The organism is Pseudoalteromonas sp. MMG007, assembly GCF_018100985.1.
Taxonomy (GTDB): Bacteria; Pseudomonadota; Gammaproteobacteria; order Enterobacterales; family Alteromonadaceae; genus Pseudoalteromonas.
This window is the reverse complement of record NZ_JAGJEI010000011.1, coordinates 126,163-137,764: the sequence shown is the minus strand read 5'-3', so window position 1 is coordinate 137,764 and position 11,602 is coordinate 126,163. Positions and strand designations below refer to the sequence as shown.

Below are 11,602 nucleotides of genomic sequence, written 5' to 3'. Positions count from 1 at the left end.
CTGGGGTTTAGTAAATAACCAAGAGGTCATGCCAAAATGATTCGTAGGCTCCTTTGCTTATCCTTATCTCCACTACACTTTTATCCCTAACCAGATTTCACATGGTGAAAAGCATAATAATACTTTAAATGATCTGATAATCACTTAGTCTCTTTTTTATTATCAATTTTTTTTATAAAGTCTTTTAACTCTGTTGCTAATTATCAAATGCTCTTTAAGCAATTAAACTAGCTTCATCTTGTATTTAAATACTTACATCACGACGGAGTAGAGCATGTCTCATCAAATCATTAAAGACTTACATAATCGTTACACGGCTAAGAAATATGATTCTGCTAAGCGTATTTCAGCAGATGATTTGGAAGTAATAAAAGAAGCTATTCGTTTGTCTGCTTCTTCAATCAATTCTCAACCTTGGAAATTTATCTTAGTAGAAAGTGAAGAGGGTAAGCAACGTTTACACGATACATTCGTAAATAAGCACCAGTTTAATCAACACCACGCTAAAGAGGCATCTCATACGCTTTTACTTGCCTACGATCCTAAGTTTACTAAAGAGAAGTTTTCAAAGCGTGTTGATGTAGAAGTAAGTTCAGGCCACCTACCAGCAGATATGCGTGATACCTTTATGGGGGCATATGCATTTGCTGAAATGAACACCGATGAAAATGGTTACAACGGTAGCTGGACTAAAGCGCAGGTTTATTTAGCACTGGGTAACATTATGCATACTCTAGCGCGTTTAAATATTGCCTCTACGCCTATGGAAGGTGTCGACCCAGATTTAATCGGTGAGAAGTTTAGTGAAGAGCTTGATGGCCACATTTGTGAAGTTGCACTTGCTATGGGTTACCCTCTTGTAGAGGAAGATTGGAATCACGGCTTACCTAAGGCTCGTTTAGCTGTAGAAGATATTATTACCACGGTATAACTTACTGTTATAAATAATTAGCCGAGAATATTCTCGGCTTCTTTGTTTTTAAAATAAGCCATATGCTTCACTTTCTTGAACGTCTTCTTGTGCTGCGCATACAGGGCTAAAAATGGCACTTGGATCAATTAAAACACTGTGCTTTTCGGCTAGCTTTATTAAACCGCGCATCATATTTTTAGTTTGTGGGTCTATATCAAAGCCAACCTCTGTTAGCTTATCTAAAGGCTTAATATCTTCTTTTTTGTAATCTACGTTATCCTCTACTTTATCTACTAACAGCCCTACATGTGGAGTTGAGCCATCTTTAGTGGTAAAGACTATGATAGGTTTATAGTCGAGTGTAATTTGCTCTTTTGCAGCCTCAAATAATCGATTTAGTTGCATTAAGCTATTTTGCTTAATATCGATTATATATTTACTTATTTGTTTTTTATTGTCATCGGCACTCGCTTTAATAGCTTTATCCATGGTTTGTAGCAGTGACTTGAATGGCTGGTCAAACTTTTCCATTATGGCTTGTAAGTCTTCATTATCTGTTTGGAACTCTTGATAAAACACTTCAAAGTTATGTAACTCAGTACTGGTTGTTGTGATGGTTGTATTGTTGCCTGTTAGGTTGTTTTCAAGACGCGTAAACCAAACCTCTAGTGACTCTTGCCATTTACGTAGTTGCTCTAAGGCGTGCTTATTACTTTGCTCTGTAGAATTACCGTTTAGAATAATTCCTAAATCAAATACCGGGGTCGGCGTTTCCATATAGTCTTTAACGCCAATAAAGCTTTTATTATTATTCGGCAAAGTAGTGAGGTCGTTGTTAAAACGCTCTGTGAGTAATATATCGAGAATTTTAAGTGAAATTGTTTTGCAGCCAACTTTAAAGTTTATTAATTCCATGCCTTTAACTTTATTTACCTATTAATGCTTAAAGGATAGAACAAAATAAATAAATAGCTTATAGAGTTACAATTTTTAAAAGTAGGATTACTTAAATTGTGCAATCAGTGATTTAAAAGCACTAGAGAGGCTATTATCTAACTGTTTTTTACCCGTTAAAGAAAACTGTTTTAATAACTGCTCATCGCTGCAATTTTGCAGCACACTTTGAATAATAAGTTGTTTATGAGGGGTGTTTAACTCTCTCATATTTGAAGGTGCTTTATTTATGGCATGCCAAAGTACGGCTGATATTGAAAACCTATTTAGGTTTTTATCTTTAAGTTGCCTTAGTTGAAAAAGCGCATGTGGTGTAAGTGGCTCATCAGAAAAACTATTGAGTAATATACTGACAAGTTGCCAGTGAATGGTTTTAAAGTGAGTTAATAGCCCGTACATAAATTCATTTTGAAATTGTTTGCTTAGATCGCCTAATTTATTACAGTCATCATGTAACGATTTGATCACTAACACTGAATGCTCAGCAGTGCTTTTATCCTGTCTAAAACCTAGCTTTACAGGTACAAACCCTTGGCTTTGCCAAAAATTGAGTAAGGGAGCCGTAGCTCCAAAGCTTGCGCCAAAAAATTTGCACTGTGGTTTAAGCTTTAATTCGCAATAGCCAATTAGTGCTTTTCCGAGCCCTAAATTGTGAGCGCTAGGGTCAACGGCTATTCGCACTACGCGAGCATTTAACTGCGTTAAAAAGTCAGCGCTGAAGCTAAGCTGTGCAAGCGTTTGCGCCATTAAATGACCTTGTGGTCGACGCTCTCCTGAAATAACTAGCTCTGCTAGCTCAGTATCGATATCACCTTCAATAGCTATTAAGCAAACGGCTGCTAAGCGATTGTTCTCTTCACTAATAAATATTCGTTGTGCAGGCGCATCAAGCAGGTGTCGTAAATCGTTAACGCTACTTTGATAGTGTGCTTGGGCAAGTAATGCAATAACCTGCCTAAGTAGCAGCTCATCATTAATTAATGATTGCTGGCTAATTTCACGGTGTGTTAAAGCAGATATATCAGCACAATTGGTTTCGCTAAATTGAGCGTCTAATGCCAATAGTGTGCGTATATGCTGCTCAAGAGGATCGTTTTTGGCAAATCGTAGTGGCTCGTCAAGCGTAGCTACTTTTGCTGCTTTATAATGTGCTTTAACGTACTTGCTAAAGCGAATTGTATAACCTCGTCCATTGCCCTCATAGCCTACAAGTGTGCTTGCAAATACAACTCTTGGGTAATGCGTTAATATTTTTAATAATAGAGGCACTGGTATTGCGGCAGCTTCGTCAACAAGTAATAAATCACATTCGGGTAAACTATTGAGCAAGGCATCTGGCGGCATATAAGACAAGTTAGCCAATTGCTTTTGTGTGGGGTCGTAATTTACATTTAGTGCATTTGCTAACTGTTTAAAACTTGAATGTGTTGCACTGAATTGAGTGGCACAAAGAATTATTTTTTTATCGCTAAGTTGTGCTGCACTAAGCCCAAGCGCTGCTGATTTACCTCGCCCGCGGTCTGCATTTATCAATAGAGGCCTATTTGCTCTTCCATTCGCTACTTTTACTATCTGCTCAATACAGCTCTGCTGTGGCTGATAATTAATAGTATTGCTAGGTGAAGGATTAGTATTATTGTTACTAACTCCGTTTAGCTCGCTAAAATGTAAAGCGGGCAGAGAATGAATAATAGAGCTAAAACGTTTGTTAAATAAGCTTTGTGAAGTGTTATGCCCGAAAGACTCAATGCTACTTAAAGCAGGGTCGGGCCAAGTATTGAGTGAATTAAGCTCTGGCAGTATTAAAAATAAAATTCCGCCAGCTTTAACAGTACCTGCAAGCGCGGCTAATTTATCTGGATGTAGGCCACTAAAACCATCGTAAACAGCATCGTTAAACTCTTTACCCAATATTTGATGATTATGAGAGGGCCAAATGGCGTTTTTTAAAGCTTCTGATTTAGATAACGCAGCTGTATTGTCGTTAGTTATAAAAGAATTAACTAAGCGATAGCACCAAGCAGAATTGCCTGTAATAAGCACTAGCTGGCGATGGTTTGCGCCAACTAGTTGCTGAGTTAGTTTTGTAACTAACGCGTTATACAGCTTGAAGTCGTGCATATGCGGTTACTAACCATTTGCTACCAAGGTCATCAAAGTTTACTTGCACACGCGATTGCGCGCCGCTACCTTCGTAATTAAGCACAGTCCCTATACCAAACTTAGCGTGTAGTACGCGCTGACCTAAGTTAAACCCGCTTTCTTCAAATACAGCATGGCTTACTGAGGCACTAAAACGCCCCGCAGCTGGCGGGCGCGACACTTGTGTTTTAATACGAATTTCTTCTACGCAGTCTTCTGGTATTTCACGTAAAAAGCGTGAAGGACTGTGGTATTTTTCTTGCCCGTATAAACGGCGACTTTCGGCGTGGCTTATGTATAGTTTTTCCATTGCACGCGTCATACCAACATAACAAAGACGTCGCTCTTCTTCTAAGCGACCTGTTTCTTCATTACTTTGCTGTGAAGGGAACATGCCTTCTTCAACGCCCACCATAAACACAAGCGGAAACTCTAAACCTTTAGCCGAGTGAAGGGTCATCATTTGTACTGCGTCTTCGTGCTCATCAGCTTGGCCTTCACCAGATTCAAGCGACGTATAAGCCAAAAAACCTTGTAGTGGCGAACTAAACTCTTCTTCTTCAGGGAGTTCGTACTGGTCGCAGGCACTTATAAGTTCTTCTAAGTTCTCTACGCGAGCACGGCCTTTTTCGCCTTTTTCAGCTTGGTACATAGCCATAAGGCCAGAGGTTTGAATCGCGTATTTAGCTTGTTCGTGCAGAGTAAGGTCACTAATTTTGTCTTCTATGTGCTCTACCAGCTCTACAAATTTAGATACTGCACCTGCCGCGCGGCCAGATAAGTGCTGTTGTTCAACAATAGCTTTAGCTGCGTACCAAAGCGGGAGTGATTCAGCCCGTGCACAATCACGTATATGACTTAATGTTTTATCACCAATACCGCGCGCAGGGGTATTGATAACGCGTTCAAATGCAGCGTCGTCTTGGCGATTACCTACTAAGCGTAAGTACGATAGCGCATCTTTAATTTCTTGACGCTCGAAGAATCGCATTCCACCGTAAATACGGTACTTTAAGCCTTCTTGTAGCATGGCTTCCTCGAGTACACGAGATTGCGCGTTGCTACGGTATAAAATAGCGGCGTCTTGCAATGCATTACCTGCATTTAACCAGCTACGTAATTTGCTGCTTACAAAGCGGGCTTCATCTAATTCGTTAAACGCTGCATAAATCGATATAGGCTCGCCTTCGTTACCATCGGTCCATAAGCTTTTACCCATACGTTCTGAGTTATTTTTTATAAGCGCATTAGATGCTTTTAGAATGGTTGCGGTTGAGCGGTAGTTTTGCTCAAGGCGAATAGTCTCGGCGTCAAAGTCAGTTAAAAAACGTTTTATATTTTCTATTTTAGCGCCGCGCCAGCCATAAATACTTTGGTCGTCATCGCCCACAATCATAATGCTTTGTGTATCGCCTGCGAGTAGCTTTAACCATGCGTACTGAATGGTATTGGTATCTTGGAACTCGTCTACCAGCATGTGCGCAAAGCGCTGTTGGTAATGGCGAAGTAGTGTAGGGTTATTTTTAAGCACTTCATAGCTACGTAGCAGTATTTCAGCAAAATCGACTAAACCAGCGCGGTCACACGCTTCTTGATACGCGGCATATACACGCAGCATCATTTGCTCATTTATATCGTAAGCTTGAATATCTTTAGGGCGAAGTGCTTCGTCTTTTTTAGCGCTTATGTACCAGCCAAATTGTTTTGCTGGCCATTTTTTATCATCAATATTCATTGATTTTAATAAGCGCTTGATCATTCTTAGCTGATCGTCAGAGTCTAATATTTGAAAGGCTTCTGGTAGGTTTGCTTCTCGGTGGTGAGCGCGCAAAATACGGTGCGATAAGCCATGAAAAGTACCAATCCACATACCACCGACAGGTGCTTTTAAGGTTTCTTCTACTCGAGAACGCATTTCTTTAGCGGCTTTATTGGTAAAAGTAACTGCAAAAATACTATAAGCAGAGGCTTGCTCAACCTGCATTAACCACGCAATACGATGAACCAGCACTCGTGTTTTACCAGACCCAGCACCTGCTAATACCAGCATGTTTTGTAGTGGGGCTGCAACGGCATCGCGTTGTTTGTCATTTAAGCCATCGAGTAATTCAGAAACGTCCATCGTTACGCCTTTTCAATCAATAATGAAGGCAGTATAACAGGTGTTTTTGTTAGGCTAAATAAAATACTGTTTTTATGAACAGCTATTATAAAAATAGTGTCTAAAACCAATTAGCTGGCTAGTTTTCTAGCGTGTATAAATGACAAAATTTAATAATAAAAATAATCAAATTGACCTATATTTAGTAAAAAATACTAAAGCATTTATTTAATGATAATTTAACTAATTGATTTTTAAGCTTTAATAAATTGGCATAAAGTGTGATAGTAAGTAAATAACTAAAATTTAAAATTAATTAACTACAGAGGTGAGTATGGCTGATCAAGGTTCTGGCGGTAATGTAATTGCAGCATTGTGTAATATATTTTTTCCTGGTTTAGGGCAACTTGTGCAAGGGCGTATTTTAGCCGCTATATTTTTTGCGCTCGCAATTATAATTAGTTACGCGCTTATATATGTATTAGTAGGCTTTGTACTTGTGCCAATTATTTACTTATGGTCGATTATAGACGCAGCACGATACCGCTCACGAAGTTAGGTATTTAACGTTTTATAAAAATAGCGCTTACGAATGGCGCTATTTTGCTTTTTAGGGTCGGCGTTTTGCGCTGTTTACGGGTATAATCGCGTTATTAGCGTTTAATAAGTAAAGTTATGGAATATCAATTTATACGTGACCCTATTAGTGGCCTACGCATCAAAATAAGCAGCGAACACGCAATAATTGGCCGTTGGCTAAATGAAGAGATTGGCAAAGAAAAAGTGGCTATGGTGCAAGCACTTATTACTTCGGTAAAAACAAGCTACGAGCCAGTTACTTTAAAAGGCCAAGAGATCGATTTAATACTCTCTAAAGACGAAGCCTTATTTGAAGCCCATGCCCTGCATCAAGATAGTGAAGATCTAGTTGCCTACCAAGATGATGATTTAATGCTTGAAGAAAACGGCTTAAGCAGTGGCTGTGGCTTTGAAGATTTTGTTGATTTAATTGAGTCGTGGGCTGAATTTAGCGGCTCAAAGTAAAACTAAATTTATTAAAATAGTGCAGATGCATTACGCTTTTTTTATCTGTACTATTACACTAATCAAAAACGTCAGGAATGAATATGTCTGCCAATTTAAACAAGCTAGTAGTCATGCTAGAAATGCAAAATGCCATGAATACTAAAGTTCATGAACAATGGTTTAGCCAAGGGTTTGAATGGTATAGAGCCATTTGGGTCGAGTGTGCAGAAATGTTAGATCATTACGGTTGGAAATGGTGGAAAAAGCAAACACCAGATACCGAACAGGTAATTTTAGAATTGGTTGATATTTTTCACTTTGGTTTGTCGCTACGTATTGACGGAAAAACAAGCTATCAAGACTTAGCAAAGCAATTAGAAAGTGAGTTGAGCCAAGTACAGCAAGCTGATGACTTTAAACAAACACTTGAAATATTAGCAGCATCAGCGGTTGCTGATAAAACCTTTAACGCCGCTGCATTTGCAGGCTGTATGGCGCAAATTGGTATGAATATAGACGATTTATACCGTGGTTACGTCGGTAAAAATACCTTAAACTTTTTCCGCCAAGATCATGGTTATAAAGATGGTAGCTATATTAAAGTATGGAACGGCCAAGAAGATAACGAACACTTAGTTGAAGTAGTTAAAAGCCTTGATACCGAACATGCAGATTTTGCAAAGTTAGTATACCAAGGCCTAGAAGCTCGTTACCCAAAAAGCTAATTATATAATAGTGCGGTAGTCGGTTACGTTTAAGTAATCGGCTATTATATTATGTGGTTGCTTACTATCTGGGTTAGCAACCGCAAGTAAATGCTCAATGCCAAATTCTCTGGCGGCATTTAACACCGGTACACTGTCATCTACAAACAGGGTACGTTGTTTATTAAACCCTAAATCTTTTTGTACCTGATGCCATAAACTTTGCTGCTCTTTACTCACTCCGTATTGGTGAGTCGACACCACACCATCTAAATAATTATCTATGGCGGTATGCTCAAATTTAAGCATTACGTTTTCTGGGTGAGCGTTAGTTAACAGTATGAGCTCTTTACCTGCTTTTTTTAGCTCTGTTAAAAAGTGAGGTACATCTTCACGCACTTTGATTAAATGCTGAGTTTGACGCTTTAATTCCATTATTGGTAATTTTAGTTGCTCTTCCCAATAATCTAAGCAATACCACTGTATTTTTCCGCTTACTGCTTGATAACGTTTATGTATGTCAGCTTTTGCTTCATCAAGGGTTATATTGCGAGTAAGTGCAACTTGCTCAGGAACAACATTAAGCCAAAAATGACTATCGAAATGTAAATCGAGTAATGTTCCGTCCATATCGAGTAAAACGGTATCGATTTTTGACCAATTTAGCATGGGCTTTTCCTTGTGAAAAGTTTATGATTAAGCACAACTGCCATGATAGCAAAATAACGCCAATGACACAGAAAAAGCACCCAACTCCACCCCAAATTATCAGCAATGATGTCGTCGCTAAAAGCCGCCTATTCACTGTTGAATCTTTAGAGCTTAAATTTTCTAATAACGAAGAACGTCAGTACGAGCGTATTCGCGGCGGTGGCCGAGGTGCAGTCATGATTGTGCCTATTACTGCTGATGGCGAAATGCTGTTGGTGCGTGAGTATTGTGCTGGTACAAACGACTATCAGTTAGGGTTTCCTAAAGGGTTAATAGACCCGGGCGAAACACCTCAGCAGGCTGCAAACAGAGAGCTTAAAGAAGAAGTTGGCTTTGGCGCTGAGTTTTTTGAACCACTAAAAGTGGTGTCTATGGCGCCAAGTTATTTTAATGCCACTATGCATATTTTGTTTGCCAAGCAGCTATACCCGCAAACTTTGCCAGGTGACGAGCCAGAGCCATTGGTAGTTGTTAAGTGGCCATTAACAGATTGGCAGTCATTATTAGAGCAAGAAGATTTTACCGAAGCACGCAGCGTTGCAGCTTTGCTATTATTAAATAAGTATTTAGCGTCTGGAGCTGCCAATGAATAAATTATTAGAGCCATGTATTGAATTAGCTGAGTGTGCTGGTGATGCCATTATGTCTATTTATAAAAAAGACGATATTGGCAAGCAAGAAAAATCGGATAACACACCAGTAACCAAGGCAGATCTTGCTGCTAACGATGTACTTGTTGCTGGTTTAAAAGCCCTAGCGCCTGATATTCCTATTATGTCGGAAGAAACACCTATTCCTGCTTTAGCAGACAGACAGGATTGGCAGCGCTATTGGTTACTAGATCCTATGGATGGCACTGGTGAATTTATTTTAGAAAGTGGTGACTTTGCCGTAAATATTGCGCTTATTGAAAATAACCACCCTGTTTTAGGTGTGATTCATTGGCCAGCAAAAGGCATTACTTATTTTGCGTCAGCAAGTAATGGGGCATTTAAGCGTGAAAATGGCAACGACACTAAAATGTCGGTTGCAACGCCTGACAACCTAACGCTTGCCGTTAGTCGTAGGCAAAAAATTGAGGCAGTAAGTCAGTACTTAAATACCCAATTTGCTACTATCGCCGTTGGCTCGTGTTCGTTAAAGGCGTGCATTGTTGCAGAGGGGAAAGCCGATTGCTTTTTAAGAATCGGCCCAACTGGTGAGTGGGATACCGGTGCATCGCAGGTTATTGTAGAAGAAGCAGGTGGGTGTATTACCGATGCTGAGTTTAACCCTCTTACTTATAACCAACGCGAGAGCACAGAAAACCCAGATTTTATTGTTATGGGACACCCCGATTGGGAGTTTCAAAAAATGATAAGTCCGCATCAAAGGTAGACGCTAAAGCATGCTTTGATTGCTTTTTGTTCGGTTGAACGCAATTAAGTAGTTAAAGCCTTGCATTATAAGTTTATTCCTATATTATAGCGCTCTCTTCGAGACAGGCTCGTGATTAACACGAAACTATTTCAAAGAAATTACAGGCGCGGGATGGAGCAGCCTGGTAGCTCGTCGGGCTCATAACCCGAAGGTCGTCGGTTCAAATCCGGCTCCCGCAACCAATTTTTATATAAATTTGGTAACTGTAAAACTCTAACTTGAGAGATTAAATTAAGTAGTCGATAGACTCTAAATATACAGGCGCGGGATGGAGCAGCCTGGTAGCTCGTCGGGCTCATAACCCGAAGGTCGTCGGTTCAAATCCGGCTCCCGCAACCAATTTTTTATAAAGATTGGCAGCCACGTTGTAATGTAAGCAACGCTAAATAAGTATGCATATTTCAGGCGCGGGATGGAGCAGCCTGGTAGCTCGTCGGGCTCATAACCCGAAGGTCGTCGGTTCAAATCCGGCTCCCGCAACCACTGAAATAAAATGAAACGACACGCTTAAAGCGTGTTTTTTTATGTCTGAAATTCAGTGAAATGAATAGCTCGTTGGTCTCAGCTCTCAATTAGCCAGCAAAGGTCGTCTTCACTGCGTTAGGCATTCACCTTTCATAAGTTTTGGCTCCCGCAACCACTGAAATAAAATGAAACGACACGCTTAAAGCGTGTTTTTTTATGTTTGAAATTCAGTGAAAAGAATAGCTCGTTGGTTTCAGCTCTCAAGTAGCCAGCAAAGGTCGTCTTCACTGCGTTAGGCATTCACCTTTCATAAGCTCTGGCTCCCACAACCACTGAAATAAAATGTTAGAATGAATCGACACTCTATATGAGTGTTTTTTATGTCTGAAATTAACACCTGCCTTTGATTAAACCGTCAACATAAATTGATACCTTCCTAAGCAATAATTTATAAATGTTATAAACTACTCTAAAAAATCGTTATTACTTAAAACTTTATATTGTTTGTGTTAAAACAGCACAAATATTTTTAGGCTATTACACATGACTGAACTTTACCATTGGTTTGATTTAATAGGCATTGCTGTGTTTGCTATTACGGGCACTTTAGTTGCGCACGAAAAGAAAATGGATGGCTTTGGTGTTGTGGTATTGGCAACTGTCACAGCGATTGGTGGTGGTACAGTTCGCGATGTGATTTTGGATGTTCCCGTGTTTTGGCTTCATGACCAAAGTTACTTTTATGCCATTTTAGCCGCAGTCTTGATCACCACTCGACTTATCAACAAGCAAAAGTCGATTCCGCATTATACTTTACAAATTGCAGATGCATTTGGTTTGGCTTTTTTTGCTGTAATGGGCACTCAAAAAGCATTACTAGCCGGCATGCCACATATGACCGCTATTATTATGGGGGTTATCACGGGCTGTTTTGGCGGTATGATCCGCGATGTATTGGCACGCGAAATTCCTATGCTGCTAAAAGGTGAACTATACGCTATTACCTGTATAGCGGGCGGGATTGTTTATACACTTGGGGTTTACTTTGATTTGGTAACTGAACTTGCGATGGTTTTGGCGATGTTAACCACGTTATTGCTACGTATTGCCGCTATTAAATGGCAAATCACAGTACACGTTTTCAAATATCCTGACTAAACTGGTGTA

The 11,602-nt window shown here is 39.7% G+C and carries 11 protein-coding genes and 3 tRNA genes; 10 read left to right on the top strand and 4 right to left on the bottom strand.

Features of this window, described 5'->3' with window-relative positions; all coding sequences use genetic code 11:
* Window positions 1–274 precede the first annotated feature (274 nt).
* Window positions 275–931: an NAD(P)H-dependent oxidoreductase gene (locus tag J8L71_RS13605; protein ID WP_211000994.1), complete on the top strand. Its 657-nt coding sequence runs from the start codon at window positions 275–277 to the stop codon at window positions 929–931.
* Window positions 932–979: 48 nt separating this feature from the next.
* Here J8L71_RS13605 and J8L71_RS13600 read toward each other — a convergent pair whose 3' ends face one another.
* From J8L71_RS13600 to uvrD, 3 genes are all read right to left on the bottom strand, one after another.
* On the bottom strand, window positions 980–1,828 hold the full coding sequence (locus J8L71_RS13600; RefSeq protein WP_211000993.1) for a chemotaxis protein: 849 nt from the start codon (window positions 1,826–1,828) through the stop codon (window positions 980–982).
* An 87-nt stretch (window positions 1,829–1,915) separates the two neighbouring features.
* Window positions 1,916–3,988 (bottom strand): GNAT family N-acetyltransferase, encoded by a 2,073-nt coding sequence (locus tag J8L71_RS13595; protein ID WP_211000992.1) that lies wholly within the window; start codon window positions 3,986–3,988, stop codon window positions 1,916–1,918.
* Window positions 3,966–6,131, bottom strand: a complete 2,166-nt coding sequence (gene uvrD, locus J8L71_RS13590) for a DNA helicase II (RefSeq protein ID WP_058549181.1) — start codon at window positions 6,129–6,131, stop codon at window positions 3,966–3,968. The genes J8L71_RS13595 and uvrD overlap by 23 nt, the downstream gene beginning before the upstream one ends.
* Window positions 6,132–6,444: 313 nt before the next feature.
* Between uvrD and J8L71_RS13585 the strand changes: the two genes are divergently transcribed.
* The 3 genes from J8L71_RS13585 to J8L71_RS13575 all read left to right on the top strand — a co-directional run bounded on the left by J8L71_RS13585 (window position 6,445) and on the right by J8L71_RS13575 (window position 7,861).
* Window positions 6,445–6,669 (top strand): hypothetical protein, encoded by a 225-nt coding sequence (locus J8L71_RS13585; protein ID WP_002963009.1) that lies wholly within the window; start codon window positions 6,445–6,447, stop codon window positions 6,667–6,669.
* A 116-nt stretch (window positions 6,670–6,785) separates the two neighbouring features.
* Window positions 6,786–7,154 (top strand): YacL family protein, encoded by a 369-nt coding sequence (locus J8L71_RS13580; RefSeq protein WP_211000991.1) that lies wholly within the window; start codon window positions 6,786–6,788, stop codon window positions 7,152–7,154.
* Window positions 7,155–7,237: 83 nt separating this feature from the next.
* Window positions 7,238–7,861, top strand: a complete 624-nt coding sequence (locus J8L71_RS13575) for a dUTP diphosphatase (protein ID WP_211000990.1) — start codon at window positions 7,238–7,240, stop codon at window positions 7,859–7,861.
* Here the strand turns inward: J8L71_RS13575 and yrfG are convergent, their stop codons facing one another.
* Entirely contained in the window at window positions 7,862–8,509 is a 648-nt protein-coding gene (gene yrfG, locus J8L71_RS13570; RefSeq protein WP_211000989.1) for a GMP/IMP nucleotidase, read from the bottom strand.
* A 62-nt stretch (window positions 8,510–8,571) separates the two neighbouring features.
* On the opposite strand from yrfG, the gene nudE reads away from it, so the two are divergent.
* The 6 genes from nudE (at window position 8,572) to J8L71_RS13540 (ending at window position 11,593) form a co-directional block, all read left to right on the top strand.
* The gene (gene nudE, locus J8L71_RS13565) at window positions 8,572–9,144 is read left to right on the top strand and encodes an ADP compounds hydrolase NudE (RefSeq protein ID WP_211000997.1); all 573 of its coding nucleotides are present in this window, start codon (window positions 8,572–8,574) and stop codon (window positions 9,142–9,144) included.
* Complete coding sequence (gene cysQ, locus J8L71_RS13560) at window positions 9,137–9,928, top strand: 3'(2'),5'-bisphosphate nucleotidase CysQ (RefSeq protein WP_211000988.1); 792 nt, start codon at window positions 9,137–9,139, stop codon at window positions 9,926–9,928. Before nudE ends, cysQ begins: the two co-directional genes overlap by 8 nt.
* A gap of 147 nt (window positions 9,929–10,075) precedes the next feature.
* Window positions 10,076–10,152, top strand: a tRNA-Met gene (locus tag J8L71_RS13555).
* An 80-nt stretch (window positions 10,153–10,232) separates the two neighbouring features.
* A tRNA-Met gene (locus J8L71_RS13550) sits at window positions 10,233–10,309 on the top strand.
* A gap of 67 nt (window positions 10,310–10,376) precedes the next feature.
* Window positions 10,377–10,453 (top strand) — tRNA-Met (locus tag J8L71_RS13545).
* Between the two features lie 525 nt (window positions 10,454–10,978).
* Window positions 10,979–11,593: a trimeric intracellular cation channel family protein gene (locus J8L71_RS13540; protein ID WP_138681107.1), complete on the top strand. Its 615-nt coding sequence runs from the start codon at window positions 10,979–10,981 to the stop codon at window positions 11,591–11,593.
* Window positions 11,594–11,602: the final 9 nt, after the last annotated feature.